19 protein-coding genes are annotated in these 22,286 nt (G+C 58.0%); 13 read left to right on the forward strand and 6 right to left on the reverse strand.

The features are described from left to right. Positions 1-209: 209 nt before the first annotated feature. Both ACI3KW_RS11845 and ACI3KW_RS11850 read right to left on the reverse strand, forming a co-directional pair. Positions 210-1,481: a hypothetical protein gene (locus ACI3KW_RS11845; protein WP_404848234.1), complete on the reverse strand. Its 1,272-nt coding sequence runs from the start codon at positions 1,479-1,481 to the stop codon at positions 210-212. Positions 1,482-2,154: 673 nt separating this feature from the next. After that, positions 2,155-2,436: a hypothetical protein gene (locus ACI3KW_RS11850; RefSeq protein WP_404848235.1), complete on the reverse strand. Its 282-nt coding sequence runs from the start codon at positions 2,434-2,436 to the stop codon at positions 2,155-2,157. 83 nt (positions 2,437-2,519) lie between these two features. On the opposite strand from ACI3KW_RS11850, the gene ACI3KW_RS11855 reads away from it, so the two are divergent. Continuing rightward, a complete protein-coding gene (locus tag ACI3KW_RS11855) occupies positions 2,520-2,699 on the forward strand; it encodes a hypothetical protein (RefSeq protein WP_404848236.1) in 180 nt (59 codons plus the stop codon). A 226-nt stretch (positions 2,700-2,925) separates the two neighbouring features. Here ACI3KW_RS11855 and ACI3KW_RS11860 read toward each other — a convergent pair whose 3' ends face one another. After that, entirely contained in the window at positions 2,926-4,878 is a 1,953-nt protein-coding gene (locus ACI3KW_RS11860) for an ABC transporter substrate-binding protein (RefSeq protein WP_404848237.1), read from the reverse strand. 216 nt (positions 4,879-5,094) lie between these two features. Between ACI3KW_RS11860 and ACI3KW_RS11865 the strand changes: the two genes are divergently transcribed. From ACI3KW_RS11865 to ACI3KW_RS11910, 10 genes are all read left to right on the forward strand, one after another. Continuing rightward, complete coding sequence (locus ACI3KW_RS11865) at positions 5,095-5,745, forward strand: ThuA domain-containing protein (RefSeq protein WP_404848238.1); 651 nt, start codon at positions 5,095-5,097, stop codon at positions 5,743-5,745. A gap of 93 nt (positions 5,746-5,838) precedes the next feature. Further along, positions 5,839-6,933 (forward strand): Gfo/Idh/MocA family protein, encoded by a 1,095-nt coding sequence (locus ACI3KW_RS11870; protein WP_404848239.1) that lies wholly within the window; start codon positions 5,839-5,841, stop codon positions 6,931-6,933. A gap of 188 nt (positions 6,934-7,121) precedes the next feature. Next, positions 7,122-8,663 (forward strand): ABC transporter substrate-binding protein, encoded by a 1,542-nt coding sequence (locus ACI3KW_RS11875; protein WP_404848240.1) that lies wholly within the window; start codon positions 7,122-7,124, stop codon positions 8,661-8,663. Between the two features lie 274 nt (positions 8,664-8,937). After that, positions 8,938-10,173: a mandelate racemase/muconate lactonizing enzyme family protein gene (locus ACI3KW_RS11880; protein ID WP_404848241.1), complete on the forward strand. Its 1,236-nt coding sequence runs from the start codon at positions 8,938-8,940 to the stop codon at positions 10,171-10,173. A 1-nt stretch (position 10,174) separates the two neighbouring features. Next, positions 10,175-11,173 (forward strand): D-2-hydroxyacid dehydrogenase, encoded by a 999-nt coding sequence (locus ACI3KW_RS11885; RefSeq protein WP_404848242.1) that lies wholly within the window; start codon positions 10,175-10,177, stop codon positions 11,171-11,173. 75 nt (positions 11,174-11,248) lie between these two features. Next, entirely contained in the window at positions 11,249-12,802 is a 1,554-nt protein-coding gene (locus ACI3KW_RS11890) for an ABC transporter substrate-binding protein (RefSeq protein ID WP_404848243.1), read from the forward strand. A 59-nt stretch (positions 12,803-12,861) separates the two neighbouring features. Beyond that, the gene (locus ACI3KW_RS11895) at positions 12,862-13,779 is read left to right on the forward strand and encodes an ABC transporter permease (RefSeq protein WP_404848244.1); all 918 of its coding nucleotides are present in this window, start codon (positions 12,862-12,864) and stop codon (positions 13,777-13,779) included. A gap of 14 nt (positions 13,780-13,793) precedes the next feature. After that, positions 13,794-14,723, forward strand: coding sequence for an ABC transporter permease (locus ACI3KW_RS11900; RefSeq protein ID WP_404848245.1), 930 nt, complete (start codon positions 13,794-13,796; stop codon positions 14,721-14,723). Next, positions 14,720-15,610, forward strand: a complete 891-nt coding sequence (locus tag ACI3KW_RS11905; protein ID WP_404848246.1) for an ABC transporter ATP-binding protein — start codon at positions 14,720-14,722, stop codon at positions 15,608-15,610. The genes ACI3KW_RS11900 and ACI3KW_RS11905 overlap by 4 nt, the downstream gene beginning before the upstream one ends. A 16-nt stretch (positions 15,611-15,626) precedes the next feature. Further along, entirely contained in the window at positions 15,627-16,454 is an 828-nt protein-coding gene (locus ACI3KW_RS11910) for an ATP-binding cassette domain-containing protein (protein ID WP_404848247.1), read from the forward strand. Between the two features lie 29 nt (positions 16,455-16,483). Here the strand turns inward: ACI3KW_RS11910 and ACI3KW_RS11915 are convergent, their stop codons facing one another. Further along, entirely contained in the window at positions 16,484-17,305 is an 822-nt protein-coding gene (locus ACI3KW_RS11915; RefSeq protein ID WP_404848248.1) for an NAD-dependent epimerase/dehydratase family protein, read from the reverse strand. A gap of 97 nt (positions 17,306-17,402) precedes the next feature. Here ACI3KW_RS11915 and ACI3KW_RS11920 point away from each other — a divergent pair, with 97 nt between their 5' ends. Beyond that, positions 17,403-18,431, forward strand: coding sequence for an aldose epimerase family protein (locus ACI3KW_RS11920; RefSeq protein ID WP_404848249.1), 1,029 nt, complete (start codon positions 17,403-17,405; stop codon positions 18,429-18,431). On the opposite strand, the gene ACI3KW_RS11925 is transcribed toward ACI3KW_RS11920, so the two are convergent. Together ACI3KW_RS11925 and ACI3KW_RS11930 are read right to left on the reverse strand one after the other, a co-directional pair. Next, the gene (locus tag ACI3KW_RS11925; protein WP_404848250.1) at positions 18,428-19,147 is read right to left on the reverse strand and encodes a FadR/GntR family transcriptional regulator; all 720 of its coding nucleotides are present in this window, start codon (positions 19,145-19,147) and stop codon (positions 18,428-18,430) included. The two genes, ACI3KW_RS11920 and ACI3KW_RS11925, sit on opposite strands and share 4 nt — an antisense overlap. A 12-nt stretch (positions 19,148-19,159) precedes the next feature. Further along, complete coding sequence (locus tag ACI3KW_RS11930; RefSeq protein ID WP_404848251.1) at positions 19,160-19,876, reverse strand: ribonuclease activity regulator RraA; 717 nt, start codon at positions 19,874-19,876, stop codon at positions 19,160-19,162. A gap of 173 nt (positions 19,877-20,049) precedes the next feature. Between ACI3KW_RS11930 and ACI3KW_RS11935 the strand changes: the two genes are divergently transcribed. Then, a complete protein-coding gene (locus ACI3KW_RS11935) occupies positions 20,050-22,284 on the forward strand; it encodes a malate synthase G (RefSeq protein ID WP_404848252.1) in 2,235 nt (744 codons plus the stop codon). Positions 22,285-22,286: the final 2 nt, after the last annotated feature.

Genomic DNA, 22,286 nt, shown 5'->3' on the forward strand with positions numbered 1-22,286 from the left:
ACTGAGATGCCCGAGTTTCCATCCTGTTTGCCGACGCGAGTTGTACAGAAAGGTTGTACAGAAAATGTCACCTGGCGCCACCGTGCCGGGTCCGGCCTTTTCGCTTACGGCTTATCATCTCCGATCATTAATGACGAAGCAGACGGCCTCTTCCGACCCCATCTCTGCCAATGACGATGCTTCACGAATGCATGAAAGCGGACCTTCGCCTACTCCTTCTTGCGAATAAGGAGATCGTAGTACAGCAGCGCCTTGATCAAGTGGTGGAGCGAGTGCAACTGGCGGAAAAGGAGCAAGATCATCCGCATGAAATCGATCAGGCTTATTGTTTCTCCACGCTCCTGGCGAATGCCCTCCTTCTCCGGGAAATACGTAATCTCCTGGGCCAGATCATCGTACTCGGTGAGGAAGTGCGCGATGGCGTTGCGGACGCCGCTATTGATGGCGTCGCCGTCAACGGGATACCAACATTCGTCTAGATATTTGAACCTCTCAGACAACGTCTTCTCCGCAAACTTATCTAGCGAGCTGAGGGCATTGCCATCCTTGGGCTTGAGAAACACGTCAGCCTTGCCGCGCTTCTGGAAGTTATTGATGGCAGCCACCAGAATGAGCTGCCTGCCGAATACCTCAGCGATGTCCTTGTAGAGGTCCTTGTAGGATTTGAAGTCCGCGGTTGATATGCGGGCGGACACGCCGCGGCCCTGGTCGTCGGTCACGTCGAGGAAGAAAGCGGCGCGGAGGGCGAGTTCTGCATTGAAGATTTCGGGATAAAGATCGAGACAATCTTTCTGTAGGTTCTTCAGGAACCCTGTGTCCTCAAAGCGCTGCATCATTTCGTCGAAAGCGTTCCTGTCTTTGCCTGCCAATTCGACGACGATGCGGAAAAAACCGTCAACCTGCTGTCGAACCAGGTTCATGTCCACGAATGGTTCAAACACGCTGGATACGAAGCGATAGAGCAGGGCATTTAGGTCTTGGCCAAGAAGTGAAGTTTGTGGTTTCTCTTTCAGGAAGCTTGATGCCTGTTGGACGAAGAGCTGCTTGTTGCGACCGTGGTATAGCCGGATGACTTGATGTATTGCCCCGCTCGATTCCGCCAGTGCATCCAATTGCGCCACGCGGTGGCCGTGACGTTGCAGAAGGACGACTTTCTCCTCTGGTGTTCCAGCTTTCACCTTTGAGACGGCGATCATGAATGGCGTGTTACCCGGTACGTATTTGTCTGGCCAGACAGGGAAGTCCAGGTGCAGGTCTACAAAAGGGTTCGTATTATCAAAGGCGGCTTTGGGCTGCCGTTCGTCGATCAACGCTGCTCCGTCATACGTGAAGCCTTGTCCGAGCTCTAAGGTCACATCGATCCTTGAACCACAATGTGGACAGGGAAAGCGAAGCGGTTGAACACTTCGGTTCGACAGGCCAAAGCGAACGTCTGCATCCCCGTCGCACGTGGTGCAGGTCAACGTATGGTTGATGTTCACGAATCGCTCCGTGAGCTGCGCGGGGGGACCGAGCACTTGCATGAATCTAAACGCAAGGGACAGGTGCTGTCGGGCAGGTGGCTAGCCGACTGTCGGTAACTCAAAACCGCCAGTCGCGTCTCGCGGGTTATATTGTGTGTGGCCCGCAGTGGGGTAGCCTGGATTCGAGCCATTGAGCTATTTTGTTTGACCTTTGCGCTCCCGCGCCTCGAGTTCGTCCACCTGCCGGTTGATGTCGTCCAACAGCCATCTTGCCGAATTGCTTTGAATGGGTGTGTCAACCACAAGCGTCAGGCCAAGCGCCGTCGCTTCCAGGCGGGCGCAAACTGGCTTCGGTGGACAGTTAGGAACGCGGCTCATGGCACATCATAGCGCAAGACTCAGCCGAAAGAATAGGGGCGCGGGAGAGCAGCGTTTCCGCCGCAGGAACGATGCCCTCCCTGTCACCTGCAGCATCTTGGGCTGCGCAGGGATCCGGTTTTGCGGCCTCTGCGCGACAGAAGAAGCTCGGACCCAAGGCAATATAGCGAGCAATGGGCGAGTCACTCGAACACTGCGTCCCGCGATCCACAGGGCTCGGCGTGGATGGTTTACGAGTTCTTAATCTACGGCCAAAGCTGTGGCGTGAATTGATCCATGGCGCCTCTGAGCCAGCACCACATATCGCGAGTGATTAGTTGGTAGCTGCGCGCCGTTCGGCAATGGCTTGATCGATCATGTCTTCGATCTGCTCAAAGATAATCACGATGATCAAGTCGCGCTCGCCGTCGGTGTCACTGGCTAGGGCCGGCACTTTGAGCGTAAACTGGCGGAGCTGATGGTCGGAGCGCAAGGTGAAGCCACATCGGAACTCGATCTTGCCTGCTTCGCTCCAAAGGTCGATCAGAAACGTCTCGAGATAAAGAACATAGCGGTTCGTCAGTTCGGCACTCAGGCGATCAACCGTGGCTTTCATGCTTCCCTCGTAGGTGGACTTATCCGCGAAATCCCCCGCGCCGCCAACCAGGTTATCCTTTTTGGACAGCCGGAGGAGACGCCATGAGCCGCGAAGTGAAACGAACAGCAGCACAATTCTTGAATGGGATGGCGCTTGCTGTCCTCGCGGCAGGGGCCATCGGTCCGATAGCGATGGCGACCGCCATGCTTCCATCGGTGGCGGTGGCGGTCTCGATATCCCTTGGCTTGCATGGACTCGCGCTGTTCGTGTCCGCCAAGTGAAGAACGCCGTTATGTGGCTTGGACTTGCGCACGATGTCATGCGGGTGCACAGGGCAACTTTCGCCCCCTTCGCCAATTGGCGCGGTTCGCCTGCCGCTTTATCCGAACCGAGACCGATGCGTCCGGTGACGAACTGGATCGCCAGATCCCACTCCTCAAGGCCGACTGCCGGTTAGCCCCGAGGATAGGGCGAGCGAGGCAGAAACCCTCACTCGCCGCTTCAAGGCTACGGTTTGAAAAACCAGGTCTGCGGAAGCGCAGGTCCAGGCGTTGCCCAGATAAACGAACTCGGCATGGTCTCTGGAACGTTGATCAAGTTGTTCTTCACGATGCCGTAGCTGACCATAGCTTTGGAAACGCCAATCACTTCGAACTCGTCAGCAGCAGCTTGGGATAGTTCGGCAAATAGCCGAACCCGCTCTGCATCGTCGGCCGTGCTACGGATGTCGTCCCAAAGCTGCATCCTTTGCTTGATCGACTCTGGCGGCTCTTCGCCTTCGGCACCGCCCGTAGTGTACCACTGCCCCCAAGGCACAGCCCAAAGTGGACCAGGAAGAACAGGTGCCAGGTATTCCGGGGTGCTGACTAGATTCGTTCCTGCCGCGCGCCAAACAGCCATGTCGTGGTCGTAGTTGGTTACAGCTCGTTCGAAAAAGAACGTTCGTTCAATCGAATTGATGCTGAGATCGACCCCAAGTTCGGCCCATTGTTGAGAAATCAATTCAAGCTGATCGACGTGATCCGGAACGTTGGTCGGAATGACGTCTACCTGCAACCTAAGCGGTCTGCCACTTGGCAAGTTTCGCATCCCGTCGGCACCACGGGTTAGACCCAGGCTGTCCAGAAGTGCATTGGCCTGCGCGGGGTCATACTGAAGATACTGGGTGGACAGCTGTTCGTGATAGTAGTCGGAGCCTTCGAAGTCGCCTTGCTGCCAGGGTTCACTGGCGCCGAGCAACACCGTGTCGATGATTGTTTGCCGATCGATGCCCAACGACAGGGCTACTCGGAAGTTCTTCTCGTTGAACAGTTCACGCAGCTCCGGGTTCTTGTGAGTAAGATTGAGCTGCAGGAGCATGTGCGTACCGCCGAGTGGATCCGCGGCGAACAAGTGGTAGTCGCCGGCCTCTTGGTTCTCGGCTAAGAGTGGACGATTGGCCGTGTCGTCAATATGGCGAAGAGCGAAGTCGATGTTGCCACCTATTACAGAAAGCAGAAGGCTTTCGACGTCTTGCGCGACATCGGCGGATAGGGTGTCGATGTACGGCAGTTGTTTGCCTTCCGTATCCACCTGCCAGAAGAAAGGATTTCGCTGTAGCGTGACCGACGTCGAGCCGCCTGAGTAAGGCGTAGCGATCACCCAAGGATCCATCGTGGGCCGATCCGGATTACCCCAGCGGGCAGGAATCTCGATGTCACCGCACTTCTGAAGGAATAGGGCTTGCCAGTCGGTAAGTCCGTTCTCCTTAACGAGGGCATCGATGTCATCATTGTAGTCGGGATGAAATTGGGAGCAGTAGTGCTTGGCATAGAGCACAGGGTGCTGACCGAGAGGCGCGGCCAACTCGCTCAAGAATCCCCCATAAGGCGCGGCAAACGTAAAACGGACAGTGAGATCATCGACTTTCACAACTGCGACAGGCTCCCCGCTTATCGTATACCGGGAAGGCGTTGGGGCGAATTGGTCGTTAAGAACGAGATCCTCCATGTTGAACATCACGTCGTCGGCGGTGAAGGGCTGTCCGTCGGACCACTTCAAGCCAGCACGAAGGTGGAAGGTGAAAACCTTGGCATCGGGGTCGACTTCCCAACGTTCTGCCAGATTAGGTACGATGCCAGAAAAATCTGGGTTCCAACGGACAAGGCCCTGGTTCGAGACCATCCGCAGTATGTGATTATGGTCGGAGCTTCCACGAAGACCGAAGCGAAGCGTTCCACCATATGAGCCCAATTCATCCAGTGGGTTGATTACTTCTGGATTGGCCGGGAGCCTCTCTTCCACGGGCGGCAATGAGCCAGCAGCGACGAGTTCCTGCAGGACTGGCGCGTCAGTGAACTCCACAGCTAGCGCACCAATCGGAACCGTAAGCGCGATCACCGACGCAACGCTGCGCCAAAGAAATTTCCGGCTCGGGGACCTTCGGGTCTCCACCGCGAGTGACGGGCAAACATTGGTCAAGACAAATCCTCCTCAAGCTGTCCAGTGGACATATCTTGACGATCGTACCTCAATTTGTCAAATGTAGTCAGGATAGAAGAATATTTGGCTAATTTGGTCTTTTGGCTTTGGCCGGGCCAGCGGATTCTTTGCCGCGCAGCTTCGTTGGACGAGAACTGCCTGCGCACCAACCATCCGCCCCCTCCGAGGGGGCTCTGAATGTGAGAGGGTCTGACGATGCGGCGTGCTCTAGTACTTTGGGGTGGTTGGCCGGGCCACGATCCCGAACAATGCGCCTCCATCTACCGCAGTTGGCTCGAGGAAGATGGCTTTGATGTGCGTGTTGAAACCGACCCGCAGGTGCTATCCGACCCAGCACTAGTGGACCTGAGCTTGATCGTACCGATAGTTACCATGAGCGCGATCGAGAAAGAGCCCGCCAAAAACTTGGCAGACGCGGTCCAAAAAGGTGTCGGGCTTGGCGGTCACCATGGCGGGATGACGGATGCTTTCAGGGATTCCGTGAACTACCAATTCATAGTTGGCGGACAGTGGGTCGCTCACCCCGGCGGCATCGTCGACTACACCGTTGACGTCACCAAGGCTAGTGACCCGATCATGCAGGGGCTGCCCCCGAATTTCCCTTACCGGTCAGAGCAGTACTACATGCACATGGATCCCTCCGTGGATGTCCTGGCGACCACCACGTTCTCGGGAGAACATGCGTCATGGACCGAGGGCGTGGTGATGCCGGTAGTCTGGAAGCGCCTGTATGGGCTCGGCCGGGTGTTCCATTGCACCCTTGGCCATAGCGTCACGGAATTCGAGAACCCATACATGTCGACCATCATTCGCCGGGGAGTCAATTGGGCGGCAAAGCCAAATTGACGAGGGAACCGGCACGTTCGCGCGACTGGCTCAACGCCAGCCCGAGTGCACGACCGATGAGATTGGCGACAACTCAACTTGAAGGATGGGCGTATGACTAGACAGGTAGGCATCGGCATCGTGGGTGCGGGGCACATCTCCGCCGCCTATTTGAAAGCACTGAAGAATTTCGACGTCATCTCTGTCCGTGGAATCGCCGACAAATATCCCGAAGCGGCGGCCAAGCGGTCCGCCGAATTTGGCGTGAAGCAGCTTTCGATGGACGAGGTTTTCGCTGATCCCGAAATAGAGATCATCCTCAACCTCACAATCCCCAAAGCGCATCTCGAGGTCGGTCTGCAGAGCCTTGCGGCTGGCAAGCATGTCTATAGCGAAAAGCCGCTGGGCATCAGCGTTGAAGAGGGCAGAAAGCTGCTTTCTGCTGCAAACGCGAGACATCTTCGAGTTGGATGCGCCCCAGATACATTCCTGGGCGGAGGTCACCAGGCGGCTAGAAGGGTTATCGACTCCGGAAGATTGGGCCAAATCGTAGGTGGCACGGCTTTCTGTGCAAGTCCTGGTCACGAGTACTGGCACCCGAACCCGGGCTTTTATTATGACCACGGTGGAGGGCCGATGCTCGACATGGGCCCGTATTACATAACCGACCTAGTCAACCTGCTGGGCCCGGTCGTTCGTGTCATGGGTATCAATTCCACGCCTCGTTCAGAGCGTCCCATTCGTTCCGAACCCAGACTGGGGCAAATGATACCCGTGAAGGTAGCCACTCACTCAACGGGCACCCTGCTCTTCGCAAATGGAGCGCTTGTTACGGTCACAATCAGCTTCGACGTGCCGAAGCATGCACACACGCCGATAGAGATCTATGGAACCGACGCGAGCCTGCTTGTGCCAGACCCGAACAAGTTCGGCGGCGAGGTCAAAATCGCCACGCCACGGGCGCCAGAGTGGGACATCGTTCCGGTAAAGGAGCCGTACACAGATGGGAATTACCGATCCCTCGGGCTCGCGGATATGGCACTGGCAATAACCGAGAATAGGGCGCATCGGGCCTCGGGTGAGTTGGCACTGCACGTACTTGAGGTTCTTGAGGCCTTCGAGGTGTCGGCGCGAACCGAGCGATATGTGGCTATTGAATCCACCGTTGAGCGACCGGCGCCACTGTCCCGCGAGAATGGAGCCGACTGACCATTATGGCACCCAAACCGCAACCGTGACGGACTTCTGCCTGATGACAAGTGCAGCCGCTTCGGCAGTGACCGCGGTCCGTGTGATTGGAAGCAAGTGAGTGCCGAGCGTCCTATGTGAACTGTCCGACTTGGCCCGCCCCCCGGTCAAGCGTGACTACGAGTAGGAGGGCATAGGGAGGAGAAACTATGAGATCTGTTCTAAGATTGGCCGCTGTAGTCGCGGCTTTGACGTCAGGTTTAGGATCGGTGGCATTTGGGGCGCCGACAGACCGCAGTATTACAGTGGTGCTGCCGACGGACTTGGGCTCACTGGACACATGCGACACCCAGTCCGCGCAGAATGCGAATATTCTACGTGGCAACGTATACGAGGCCCTCACGCGAATAAGCCCAGTCGATGGAACCATCCAGCCGAACTTGGCGGAGTCATGGCAACAGGTGTCTGATCTCGTTTGGGAATTCAAGCTCCGCTCTGGTGTTAAGTTCCATGATGGCAGCTCTTTCAATGCCAGTGCAGCAGCAGCAAGTATCAACCGCAGTCAACTTGGTTTTGAAGCTGATGGGGTCGCGCTCACCTGCCTGAACGTTGACCAGTTTCCAGATCCCGTAATTGCGGAAGCAGTGGATGAACTTACCGTCCGCGTCACTACAAAACAGCCCGATCCCATTTTGCCGCTTCGTCTCAACTACGCGGATGTAGGCAGCCTCGCGACGCAACAAAGTGCAGACAAGACGCAGTCGCCAGTGGGAACAGGCCCTTACAGTTTCGTTGAACGCGTCCAGGGCGATGTCGTGCGATTGACTCGGTTCGACGGCTATTGGGGAGAGGTTCCCGAAGTCAAAGACGTTGCATATGTATTCCGTGCCGAGCCGTCAGTCCGCGCGGGGATGATCGCAACTGGGGAGGCCCAAATTGGCACCGCGATCAGTGTTCAAGATGCTACCGAGGATGGTCGTACCGTCACGTATAAGGAAAATCGTATAGCTTTCTTGCGGCCACAATCTCAGAAGGAGCCTTTTATGGACCCCCGCGTGAGGCAAGCTGTCTCACTCGCTATTGATCGAGAAACGATCGTTCCCGTTCTTATGGGCCTTACCGGCAGCCCCTGGTACCAAATGCTAGGTCCTCAGGTGAACGGCTATATTCCGGACTTCGACGAGCAGCCCTTGGCGTACAATCCGGAATTGGCAAAAGAGCTGATCGCAGCCGCGAAGGCCGACGGTCATCCGGTCGAAACTGAGTTCAATCTCGTCACCCAGCCGACATTGTTTCCCAATTCCGAAGAGGTCGTTCAGGCAATTGCTCAGAACCTTGAGGCAGTAGGCTTGCGCCCCAACATATTGAGCGTCGAAGGCTCTGTGTGGCAGGTCTATCAGCGCCAACCCTTTCCTGCGGATCAGGCGGGAAGCCTCTTGGTCGTGTCGCATGACAATCAGTCGGGCGATGCCAGTTTTAGCTTCCCCAAGTACATATCTTGTGAGGGTTTTGCCTCTGCGACCTGTAATCCCAAAATTGACGAACTTCTGCTCGCCGCCGGGGAAGCCAAAGAGGAAGAACGAGCGTCGTTGTATCAGGATGCGGCACGGATCTTGTACACCGAAGAATTCGGCGCCATAGGCATCGCAGAGCAAGCTAGGTTGATCCTACTGGGTGAAGGCATCCATTATGAAACCAATCCTCTATCCGGGTTCGAGCTGAGAATTTCGGACGTACGGTTCAACGAATAACGGCGTTACCTCGACACAGGGGCCGGCTGCACCTGCAGCCGGCCCCTTTTTGATTCCGTCCGCTCCTGACACGTAAGCGCCCGATAAACTGGAGCTCCCCAACAAATTGCCGTTTTCTGTACATATTGGTAAATACTTGTAATTTCCGAAGCACACGAATATGGTGCTGCCGAGGCGAAGCGCTGCGGAGGACCGCGGCTACAACGAAGGAGGTGGGTAAGACGCCGCAACCAGAACTAATCTGAGTTCGTCGCGCGTCCATACCCGAGTTGAGATGAAGATAACCGGCGTACGCACCTTTTTAATGCAAGCGGCTCCTGCCAACTCTGGCAAGCCCAGCAAAAACCCGGTTACTGCCCCGGACGGTAGCACTCCGAAACTGCCTGGAACCAGAAACTGGCTTTTCGTGAAGATTGAAACCGACGCCGGCATTGTCGGCATCGGTGAATGTTCTGGTTGGCCACGGGTGGTCGAAAAGGCCATTGAGGACCTTTCGACTCTCCTTATTGGTGAGGACCCAACACATATCGAGCGGATTGCCCAGAAGCTACAAGTGGCCATGATGGGCCATGGCATGCTGGGAACCGTGGGGGGTGGTGCTCTTACCGGGATCGATATTGCCCTGTGGGACATCAAGGGAAAGGCCCTGGGAACACCGATCTGGAATTTGTTGGGCGGCAAGGTGCGCGACAAGGTTCAGATCTATACCCATGCCAACAGCAAAGAATTTGCGCTTTCTGCCAAGGCACGCGGTTTCATGGCCATCAAGACGAGCGGCGGCAACGGCATGCTGGACCCTGTCCGCAAAGTCGCCAAGATGCGCGATCTGCTGGGGGACGATATCGACATCGCGGTAGATGTGCATGGTCCGCCATGGATGACGCCCCAGGATGCCGTCCAGCTCGCGCGGGCACTTGAGCCATATAACATTCTTTGGCTAGAAGACCCCATCTCTCCCGACAATATAGAAGGCTATCAGCGTATTCGAGATGCCTCGAGCGTTCCGCTTGCCGCAGGCGAACGGGTTACGGGCATCTTCGGCGAGCGTGAGCTGATCGAACGGAATCTGGTCGATGTGATTCAGCCAGATGCGGGGCGGGCAGGCGGCATCACGCAGATGAAGAAGATCGCCGCGATGGCAGAGGCCCACCACATCATGGTGGCCCCCCATTCCGGTTCACTCGGTCCTGTCGCCGAGTATGCGGCGCTGCATTTGATGGCCTCTATCCCCAACGCCTTGATGCTGGAACGCATGGAGGACGACTGGCCGGGCCGTCGTCAGACAATAGTGCCGCATCCGGAACAAGAGAATGGCTTCCTGGCCGTTCCCGATGCACCGGGTCTCGGCTGCGACATTAACGAGAAATTCGTCGCCGACCACCCAAGCCCAGGAAATGTCTCGGTTCCGACCAAGCCCATGGATGAACGCGATGAGATGGGCGGCGAAGGGCGCCTCTACGTCCAGACCCGCATCAAGCGAGCCAAGTTCTTTTCCAAGGGGGACGAATGACATGAACGCACCCACCATTGACCGCGTCCTGTGCACTCTGCCTTTCGCCGACGAGTTCGTGGATCAGGTTAAGGCCGCCGTGTCGCCTGCCGAGTTCGTCCATGCAGCGCCCAACGACGCCGGTGCCATTGCAAAGGCACTCGAGACCGTCGATGTGGCCATAATTTCCGGTGATCTCGATGATCGGTATATCTCGGCTCCCAGACTGAAGTGGGTACATTGCAACCATTCAGGCCTGACCAAGTCCGCTCGCCCGGAAGTCTTCAGCAAAGGCATCAAGGTAACCGGCGCAGCGGGCCGCTCGGCGGCCGCTCTGGCGCAGCACGGATTCTACTTTGCGCTGGCATTGACGTTCGACAGCCGAGCTCTCTTCGCCAACCAGGCCGCCCATGTCTGGCGCGGCATCCCCAACTATGGCGATCGCCTCGGTCTGGCCGGCAAGACGCTGGGCATCGTCGGGCTCGGTCACACCGGTCGTGAAATGGCCCTTCTCGGCCAGGCTTTCCACATGAAGGTGGTGGCATACACCCGTAGTAGCCAGCCCGATCAACCAAACGTCGATGTCCTGTTAAGCGCCGAACGTGGCGACACCATCGATATGCTGATCGATCAGGCCGACGTCATCATGCTCGCGACCCAGCTCACCGACGAGACCTATCACATGTTCTCGGAGCGTGAATTCAAGCGCATGCGCAGGTCTGCCTTCATCATCAACATGGCCCGCGGGCCAGTGATCGACGAAGTGGCACTGGTTTCAGCACTGGAAGCCGGCGAGATCGCCGGTGCTGGTCTCGACGTCTTCACCAAGGAACCGCTGCCGGCCGATGCCCCGATTTGGGATGCGCCGAATGTGATCATTACTCCGCACATGACGCCAGCGCTGCCTGATCGGACGCAGCGCTCCATCGACATGATCGTGGAGAACATCGGTAGGTATCGCGCTGGCCTACCTTTGCTAAACGCGCTGACGGAGAAGGACGTCTTCACGCCACGCGCATAGCGACTTCGGTCAGCCTGGCCATTCCTGCCAGCCGGCTGACCATCAGATAGCAGGAATTCGATGAGGAGGATCGACATGAAAATATCTACAGGGCTCAAGGCCCTAGGCTTGGCCGCCCTAATAACAACGGCCATCGCCCAAGCCGCCGTGGCGGCCCCAACCGATCGTGGTATCACGGTGGCGCTCGCGGTCGAGTTGGACTCGCTCGACGCCTGCGATACGCAGCCGGCACAAAACGCCAACATCGCTCGTGGCAATATCTATGAGTCGCTCACCCATGTGAGCCCCGTGGATGGCAAGCTCGAGCCCTTGTTGGCCCTGTCTTGGGAGCAGATTGATGACCTGACGTGGGAATTCAAGTTGCGTCCGGACGTGAAGTTCCACGACGGCTCGCCATTCACCGCCGAGGTGGCTGCAGCAAACATCAACCGCAGCCAGCCGGGGGCAACGATCGACGGTCAGGAGATCGCGTGTCTCAATCTCACGCAGTTTCCGGAAGCCGTGAAAGCCGAAGCCGTCGATGAACTGACGCTCCGCGTTACCACTCCCAAGGTCGATCCGATTCTGCCGTTGCGCCTCTCGTACGCCGACATCGGCAACCTGGCGACGCAGCAGACCGCAGAAAAGTCCCTCAACCCGGTCGGCACCGGTCCGTATCAGTATGTTGAACGCATCCAGGGCCAGCACGTGAAGCTCACTCGATTCGACGGTTACTGGGGTGAGGTTCCCGAGGTAAAGGACGTCACCTACGTCTATCGCGCAGAGGCTTCGGTTCGCGCCGGCATGATCCAGACGGGTGAAGCGCAGCTAGCAACCGCCATCAGCGCGCAGGACGCGACCGATGATGGCCGCACTGTCACCTACAAGGACAACCGCATTGTCATCGCTCGCCCGAATTCCTTCAAGGAACCCTTCAAGGATCCACGCGTACGCCAGGCCGTTTCCCATGCGATCGACCGGGACACTATCGTAACCGCACTGATGGGTATCGGCGGCAACCCCTGGTACCAGATGCTCGGGCCTCAGGTGAACGGCTACATTCCAGGCTTCGATGAAACTGACGCCCTGCGGTTCGATCCGGAAAAGGCGAAGGAATTGATTGAGGCTGCCAAGGCCGATGGTGCGCCCGTCGACCAGGAATTCGTCATCGTCACCCGCCCCGACCTGTTCCCCGGTTCCGATGAAGTCGTTCAGGCAATCACGCAGAACCTTCAGGCGGTCGGCTTGAACCCGCGCATTCTCAGCCTCGAGAACACCGCTTGGCGCACCTACTTGCGGCAGCCATTCCCCGAAGACCAGGAAGGCAGCATCGTGATGCTTTCCCATGATAACACTTCAGGCGATGCGACTTTCAGCTTCTCGGGTAACTATGCAACCTGCGAAGGCCGAAATTCGGCGACGTGCAATCCCGAAATCGACCGTCTGGTGTTCGCCGCGGACGCCGCGCAGGGCGAGGAACGCGCGAGCCTGTATCAGCAGGCCGCCCGCATCATGTATACCGAAGAAAGCACCATGATCGGTATCGCCGAGCAGGTTCGCCTGATGATGCTCGGCGAAGGTATCCAGTACGAGCCGAACGCGCTTTCCGGCATCGAAATCCGGATCGCCGACATCACCTTCAGCGACTGATCACTTCGACTCTTGGGTGTCCGGTAAGCCGGGCACCCCTCCAATCAGGAGTACAAGCCGTGCTTGCCTTCATCCGTGGTCGCCTTTTGTCCGGCCTGCTGACCGTCTTCGGAGTGGTCGTCCTAGTTTTCTTCTTGGCCAGGCTCACCGGGTCGCCCATCGACCTGTTCTTCCCCGAAGGCGCTACGCAGGCACAACTGGATTCTTTCAGCCGCGCCTATGGCCTAGACCGCCCACTCATCGAGCAGTTCTGGGTGTTCCTCACCAATGCGGTACGGGGCGACTTTGGCATGTCCGTTTGGCAGCAGCGCCCCGCGCTACAAGCCGCTTTGAGCGAAATGCCGGCGACCTTGCTGCTTACCTTGATCGCGATGACGGTATCCGTCCTCATTGCAGTCATCCTCGGGACTGTTGCCGCGGCGTTCCGTTTCCGTGTTGTCGATCGCGTCATTACCATCGTTACGCTCATTACAGGCAGCATTCCCGCGTTCTGGTTTGCGCTCGTGAGCATCCTCGTCTTCGCAATCGTTTACCGTCTCGTCCCGACCTCGGGCGCGGGGAACTGGCAGTCCTGGATTCTTCCCGTAGCTACCGTAAGCCTTGGCCCGATTGGTGTGCTAACACAAGTGACGCGTGGCGCCATGATCGAAGTTCTAAGCTCAGGCTTCGTGCGAAACGCACGAGCTCGTGGGTTCGGGTCCACCAGAATTCTTTATCGCCACGCTTTGCGTAACGCGGCGCTGCCGATCATCGCAGTGGCTGGAGACATCGCTGCGAGCATGGTCAACGGTGCCGTCATCGTTAGCGTGGTGTTTGCATTCCCCGGGATCGGCAAGGCCATTATCGGTGCAGTTCTCGCTCGCGATTTCCCGGTCCTGCAGGCGTGCATCGTCGTCGTCGGCGTAGCGGTGATCCTGCTCAACCTCATCATCGACCTGATCTACGTCGTCGTGGATCCGCGGGTCCGCCTGTCATGAAAGGCGAGGCAATCATGTCTCAGTCCACTGTGCCAACGAAGTTGTCCTGGTTCGAACGAAGCGAACGGTGGCAGATGTTCACTGCTTCGCCGATGGTGGTCGCCTCTGCGATTTGGCTGCTGCTCATAATCCTCGTCGCCGTATTCGCGCCGGCGTTGGTGGCAGAGAAAGCCAACTTGCAGGACCTGCTGTCTCGATTCTACGCACCGTTCCAGTTCGCCAAAGGCTGGGAATTTATCCTCGGTGCTGACAGTCTCGGTCGGCCTATCCTACTGCAGTTGGCAATGGGCGCTCAAACCTCCATGGTCATCGCCTTTTTCGCTGTGGGCATCTCCTCGGCGATCGGCTATGCGATCGGGCTTATTGCAGGATATTTCGGAGGTTGGGTGGACAACGCGTTGCTGCGTATCGCCGACATTCTCCACACCATTCCGTCCATCCTACTGGCGCTCGTCGTGCTCTTCATCCTGCAGCCGAGCGTGTTCAACGTCATCATCGTGCTGGGCATCACCCGTATTCCGGTCTACCTGCGGACCGCGCGTGCTCAGACTGTGGAGATCAAGGAACGCACCTTCGTGGAGGTGGCGCGATCGATGGGCGCCTCACATTGGCGTATCATCACCAAGGAGATCGCTCCGCTGGTCTTTCCGACGATCCGAACCCTGGCAGTGCTGGAGATCGCGATGGTTATCCTTGCTGCATCAAGCCTGACTTTCCTGGGTATTGGTCTCCAGCGCCCGGATGTCGACTGGGGCATGATGGTCGCCGACGGCAAGACTTACCTCAAGACCGCCTGGTTCGTCGCAGTGTTCCCCGGCGTGATCATCGTGCTGACCGCGCTTTCGGCCAGCATTCTGTCCAACTGGCTACGCGCGGTTGAAGATCCCACCCAGAACATCCTCTTCGCGCGCAAGCCGAAGGCTCGTAAGGCGGCGAACAAATGACCAACCTTCTCGAGATAAGCAATCTCAACGTGACGTTCGAGACCCGATTCCGCTCTGTCACCGCGGTACACGATGTTTCGCTCTCGGTCGCACAGGGCGAGTCCGTCGCGCTCGTGGGCGCGAGCGGTTCGGGCAAAACCGTACTCGGGCGCTCAATACTTGGTCTGGTCGATGAGCCGGGAGTGGTCAGCGGCAGCATTTTGTTCGATGGCAAGCAGATCGTCGACCGGAATGAGGACGATTTCCGTGACATTCGTGGCGTCGGTGTCGCGATGGTGTTTCAGGATGCGCTCGACGGTCTCAATCCGGTTTACTCTGTCGGCTCACAATTGAGCGAGATTCTCACGGTGCGTCTCGGCTATCAACGCGGCCGCGCCAGAGAACGCGCTATCGAATTGATGCTGCAGGTCGGTATCCGTGATCCCGAAGGCCGATACAACGACTATCCCCATCAGTTCTCCGGTGGCATGCGTCAGCGCATCTGCATTGCGTTGGCAGTCGGGATGCAACCCAAGCTTCTCATCGCCGATGAACCCACCACCGCGTTAGACGTAACAGTGCAAGCTGGAATCCTGCGGTTGATCAAGAAACTTCAGACCGAGACCGGCATGGGCCTGATCTTCGTGACTCATGACTTGGCAGTGGCGCGCGAAGTGTCAGACCGAATGGTCGTCATGTACAACGGTCGGATCGTCGAGGAAGGGACAACGGACGACGTTTTTTTGAGGCCTCAGCACCCGTACACAAAAGCCCTCCTGTCGGCGCATCCTGCACACGCCAAGAGCTGGCGCGACCTCGAGCCCATACCGGAGGAATTCGTGACCGACGGTCCCTCCTCGGGATCGCAAACAGTGTCGGCAATCGTGCCGACGGCCTCCATCGGTTAATCGATCGGACGACAGAATGACCACTCCAGCTACAGCATCCGCCCTGCTCGAGGTCAAAGACCTCTATAAGACCTTCGGCCCCAAGAATGGGGCAAAACACGGCCCCGTTGTTGCAGTCGGCGGCATTAGTTTCAAACTCAATCCGGGAGAGTGCTTAGCGATTGTAGGCGAGTCCGGGTCCGGGAAATCCACGCTGGCCCGTACGCTGCTTCGTCTCATCCAGCCCGATAGCGGCTCGGTTCTGTATGAAGGGGTAGATCTGGTTCGCATGACGGGCGGTCAGCTTCGTCAGCAGCGCCGAAACCTCGCCATGGTGTTCCAGGACCCCTATGCCTCGCTCCACCCTCGCAAGACGGTTGCCGCACTTATTAGCGAGCCATGGGAGATCCACCCGGAACTGGTCGACAAATCCGGCAGACCAACTCGGATCGCCGAGCTTCTTAAGCAGGTGAATCTGCCTCAACACTTTGCAGAACTCTATCCCAATCAGCTCTCGGGCGGTCAGCGACAGCGCGTAGCAATCGCGCGCGCGTTGGCACTACAGCCTCGCATTCTCATCCTGGACGAGCCCGTATCGGCGCTCGACGTGTCCGTGCAAGCACAGGTCATCAACGTCCTAATGTCGCTGCAGGAGCGCCTGGGCCTGGCTTATATCTTCATTTCGCACGATCTGGCGTTGGTGCGCCTGGTGGCAAGCAAGATTGCCGTGATGAACAAGGGGGTCTTCGTCGAGGCTGGCGATACCCAAACCGTCTTCAGCGATCCGCAGCACGAATACACGCGCACGCTGCTCGCTTCCTCGCCGGCGCTGCATGAAGATCCGCCGGCGAACGGCGCTAGCTGACGTGAAGGCCAGGGCCCCACGCCCTGGCCTCAGCGCTTCCTGAGCCCGCCCACATGACCCGCCGCCGCGAAGCGCCCGCCCTGGTAAAACGTAGCTGCTTCGCTCTCATCCTCGACGCTAAGTTCAGGCGCGGCGTGGTCCGCGATTACGTCGCTCGGAACATAACCGAGTTTTGTCGCAACAGAGTTGTCCCACCACGAGCCGCCACCTGCGGACACTCCGAACACCGTCGTCGCGTCCACATCCGGGTGCGTGAGGCCGATCAATGTGAGCTGGCATAGGTCCGCCGGGCTCACCCATACCTCGAGGGACCGTACCGTCTTGGGCTGCTTGCCGGCGTTCCCTATGCGGATGATAAGGCTGCGAACGCCGTACTTGTCATAATAGAGGCCGGCCACCAGCTCGGTCCAACATTTGGAAAGGCCATAGAGTCCGTCGGGACGCATCTGGGAGGTCCCAGAAACAACCGTGTCCGTTGGATAGTAGCCGATGGCATGGTTGCTGGAGCCCAGGATCACGCGTGGCACGCCCGCCAGCCGTGCCGCTTCGTACACGTTGTTGGTACCGATGACATTTACCTGGACGATGTCTTCTAGCGGCGCCTCCTTAGGTATGCCCGCCATGTGAATGACTCCGTCAACCCCTTCGAACGCCGCGCGCATCGTGTCCACTTCTGACATATCGGCTTCGACGAATGTCTCGTTGGCCGCCAAGTCCTCGGGGCGGGACCTTCCGAGGACGACGATCGAATGAACCAGCGGCACCAATTTCTTCCGCAGGGCGGTACCGACTCTTCCGGAGCCGCCCACAATGGCCAGTTTGAGGGTCTCGTAAGCGGGCGTTTCCGTCATGAATAGTCTCCTCAACCACGTTCAATGTGTTTCGGTCATTGCACTCGATATGTCAATAATTGTAAACATCAAGTGATGTCTATGGGGCCAAGCCGCTATGCAGGACGACAAGGTTTACCGAATTCAACGTGGGGGGCTCGCCATCGAAGTGATTGAGTACGGTGCGCGTCTGAAACGATGCCTTGTGCCCGACGCTGCAGGGGACCTGGCGGACGTCGTACCCGGGTTTTCACGCGCATCCGACTACGCAGCCCGCGGCGGCACGATGGGAGCCGTGCTTGGGCGATATGGAAATCGGATCGGCCATGGTCGCATTGCTATCCGCGGCACCGAGTACCAATTGTCCAGGAATGACGGCGAGCACACCATGCACGGTGGCGCCGGGCACTTCGGAACACGTTGGTGGAAGGGGGCATACGATGGCCCCCATTCGATCATTCTCGAACTGGTAAGCGAGGATGGCGATCAGGGTTGGCCTGGGACCATGACGGCCCGGGTGAACTACACGCTGACCGAGAATTTCGAACTTCGTATCGACATGCAGGCGATCTGCGATTGCGATACGTTCGTCAACATGCTGTTCCACGGCTATTGGAACCTAGCAGGTCACGGCAGTGGTTCCGTGCACGCCCACTTGCTTAAGATCGCTGCTACGCGGTACACGCCAAAAGGACCGGACGGGCTTCCCACCGGCCAGTTGGCGCCGGTGGAAGGAACGCCCTTCGACTTCAGGCAGCCAAAGCCAATCGGCGCGAACATCGCAGCGGCCGGTAATGGCTACGCGCACAACCTTTGCTTGCAGAACACAGCCCCTGAAATCGTTCGGCCGGTGGCGTGGATGGTCGATCCGCTGTCCGGACGCGCCCTTACCCTCAAGACCGATCAACCGGGTGTGCAACTGTTCACGGCTAATTCTTGGTCGAACTTGGCAGGGAAAGATGGGGCAGTCTACAATGCACACAGTGGCCTGGCGCTGGAGACCCAGCTTTACCCCAACACCCCCAACACGCCTGAATTCTCCCCGCGGCTTCTCCGCTCCGGTGGAATCTACTGCCATCGAATGGTGATTGGCTTCAGCTCGCTGCGAGCGAGCGAAATAAGAGATTTCTTCGAGACGGACCTTTAGATGCCTTCGAACATGCGCGTCCTGGCATTCAGGACGTGCGAACGCATTGCAGCATAGGCCGCATCGGCATCCTGTCTGCGAATAGCGTCGACGATGTGCTCATGTTCCGTCTGGACGCCTCGCAACTGCTCCGATGAGCGCCTCAGGCTTAGGCTGCGGGTTACATTCATGCCGGCGATGACGTGCGAGCGCAGGGAGGCTTGTACCGAGACCTGGTACTGATTGTGTGTGGCTCTGGCGATTTCGTCGTGCAAGTTGCTATCTTCCTCGGCGCCCAGGTGTCCTTCGGTGAGGCACCGCTCGAGAGCCTGCATGGCCGCGTCGATTTTGGCTAAATCCGCCTCATCACGTCTTTGCGCCGCTAGAGCGGCACCGGCCGGTTCAAGACCGGCTCGAAATTCGAAACAGCGTTGAATGTCTGCCAACGATCCTACTGGAGCCAACTGCAATACGTCAGCTTCAGGCCGCCGCTTGACGTATGAGCCAGAGCCCTGCCGCGACACGATCAGTCCATCCTCGCGCAAACGTTCCAAAGCCTCCCGCACCACCGGGCGGGAGGCTGCAAAGCGTTTGGAGAGTTCCATTTCCGTGGGCAGTCGGCTGTTAAGCGGAAAGCTCCCATTAGCAATCATGTCGACGATACGGTCATAGACCACGCCACTCAATCGACCTGACATGGTGTCTCGAGTAGACGTTTCGAAGACCGACGTCGTCATGCTTAATCCTTTCTAGCGGCCTGCCTTCTGCCTCCAGGTCGCAAATTCCTGAAGCGCATCCGGATCAGGCGGGTAAATACCAAATATGGACGAACCTTCTACAACCTTATCATAAACGAAGTCCTCGAACACAGTCTGTTCGAAAGCTTCTTCAGCGATCTCGCGCGCCAGGTGGAGCGGAATAACCACCACCCCTTCGCCGTCACCGACCAGGATGTCTCCGGGAAATACCGCGACGTCACCACAGCCGATCGGAACGTTCAGATCGATGGCGTGATGCTTGATAAGATTTGTCGGGGCCGAGGGCGCCGCGTGATACGCGGGGAACGGCAGCTTGGCGATTTCGGGTGTGTCGCGGAAGCCGCCGTCGGTCACGATGCCTGCGGCCTTTCGTTTGAAGAGGCGGGTGACCAGGATGGCACCGGCTGACGCCGCAGAACGGTCCTTGCGGCTGTCGATCACGAAGACATGGCCTTCGGGACACTCCTCGACGCCCTTACGTTGCGGATGGCTCCGATCTTCGAAAACCTTGAGATGATCGAGATCTTCGCGGGCAGGGATGTAACGCAAGGTATATGCCGGGCCGACCATCCGCGGCGCGTCGGGATTAATGATTCCAATTCCCGCGATAAAAGTATTGCGGAAGCCGCGCTTAAAGAGGGCAGTTGTCAGCGTCGCGGTTGAGATAGTCATCAGCTTGGCGCGCACGCCATCGTCATAGGGCGGCATTAGAAACTCCTCTTGCAGCACGTCCGGGCGGCCCCACTGGCCACTTCGCCGCAACACGCGGCATAAGCCTATCAATCCCGAATGTCTTAATTTGTCAATACTTGTAATTTGCCAGCTCGAACTGCCCACAATGGCAATGGGTTTCCGCATGGTGGAAAAAAGCAGACCGTTCGATGAAGCCAACCCCGTGCCAGTTCTATCTAGCCCAAACACCTAAATGCGAGGGTATCGTGAGCGACTATCTTGATCGGGCGGGTCTGCAAGTGGACCAAAGTCTTTGCAGCTTCATTGAGACAGAAGTCTTGCCGGGCACGGGCATCGGTCCTGAACGGTTCTGGGACGGATATTCGGGGGTGGTCACTGAACTGGCGCCGCGGAACGCGGAACTCCTCGCCGAGCGCGATCGCCTACAGGAAAGGATAGACGAGTATCATGTCAGCCGGCGCGGTCGAAGTATCGATGTCCAGGAGTATGCGGCATTCCTTTCTGAGATTGGTTACTTGGTCCAAGACGATGGGCCGCTGAGTGTAGAGACGGACAATGTCGATCCGGAGATCGGCTCCTTGGCGGGTCCTCAATTAGTTGTCCCGGTGATGAATGCCCGCTTTGCCCTTAACGCAGCAAATGCCCGATGGGGCAGCCTTTACGATGCGTTATATGGGACAGACGCTGTTCCTCACGACGGCGATCTTGCGGCTGGAGAGGGCTACAATGCCAAGCGGGGCGCGCAGGTGGTTGGGCACGTAAAGGCGTTCTTGGATAGCGCGCTTCCGCTCGACAATTCTCGACACGCCGATGTCGTCAACTATGACATTACCGACGGAAAGCTCACGATATCGACTAGGGGAGGGACTACACGTCCCCGGGACCCGGCGGCATTCCGCGGGTCCGCCCACCGAGGCTCTGCCACGGTGCTCCTGTTCCGACACAATGGGCTGCATCTGGAGATCGTAATCGACCGCTCTACGGAGGTGGGGCGCCAGGATCCTGCAGGCATCGCCGATGTTGTTCTCGAATCCGCTCTGACCACTATCCAGGATTGCGAAGACTCGGTCGCCGCCGTTGATGCGGAGGACAAGATCATCGTTTACCGTAACTGGCTTGGTCTCATGCGGGGCGATCTCGAAGAGCGCTTTTTCAAGAACGGGCGCGAAATCGCGCGTCGGCTTTCACCGGATCGAACCTATATCGGCCCCGAGGGCCGAGGGCTTGTTCTAGCTGGCCGCAGTCTGATGCTAGTTCGCAACGTCGGCCACTTGATGCTTACGGACGCTGTGTTTGACAATCAGGGACGGGAGACACCCGAAGGCTTCCTTGATGCCATGGTCACAGTCGCCGCGGCGCTCCACGACCTTAAAAAGGTCGAAGGTATCCGGAACTCGCGCACTGGCAGCATATACGTCGTCAAGCCCAAGATGCATGGCCCTGCCGAAGTGGCTTTTGCCGACCTTCTGTTCGCCCGAGTGGAAGCAATCTTAGGGCTTGCGCCCAATACCGTGAAGCTCGGAGTCATGGACGAAGAGCGCCGTACCACCGTCAATCTGCGTGCCTGCATCCGGGCTGTGAAGCAGCGCCTTGCTTTCATCAACACAGGCTTCCTCGACCGCACGGGCGACGAGATTCACACTTCCATGCAAGCGGGCGCCGTGGTCCCAAAGGCGGCAATGCGCCAGTGCGCGTGGCTTGCCGCCTACGAAGACAACAATGTCGATCAAGGAATTGCAGCCGGCTTGCCTGGCCGCGGCCAAATCGGCAAGGGCATGTGGGCCAGGCCGGACGACATGGCTGAAATGCTCTCTGCCAAGATCGCCCATCCGCAGTCGGGTGCGAGCACCGCGTGGGTACCGTCGCCCACGGCGGCGACCCTCCACGCCACTCACTACCATGCTGTAGACGTCTCCACCGCTCGAAAGGCGATTGAGGATCGCGAGCCGGCGAAGCTCTCCGCTATCCTGACAATGCCTCTACTCAACGGCGAAAATCTGGCCTCGGAAACCATCGCGCGCGAGCTCGCCAATAATGCCCAAAGCATACTGGGCTACGTAGTTCGGTGGATTGACCAAGGGGTGGGGTGCTCCAAGGTGCCGGACATGGACAATGTGGCTCTGATGGAAGACCGCGCCACTTTGCGCATCTCGGCTCAACACATAGCCAATTGGCTGCTGCACGGCTTGGTGAGCACGGAAGAGGTTGAGAACGCGTTTCGGCGTATGGCAGTGGTCGTCGACCGGCAGAACGCCACGGATCCATCCTACGTGCCTATGGCTCCAGCATTCGACGAGAACATTGCTTTTCAAGCTGCTCTTGAATTGGTGCTTGAGGGGCTGCGACAGCCCAACGGGTATACCGAGCCCGTCCTCCACCGTCGCCGCCGCCAAGCCAAAGCTCGTTTGCGGGCGGCGGAATAACT

The organism is Devosia sp. ZW T5_3 (assembly GCF_044987315.1).
Taxonomy (GTDB): Bacteria; Pseudomonadota; Alphaproteobacteria; order Rhizobiales; family Devosiaceae; genus Devosia.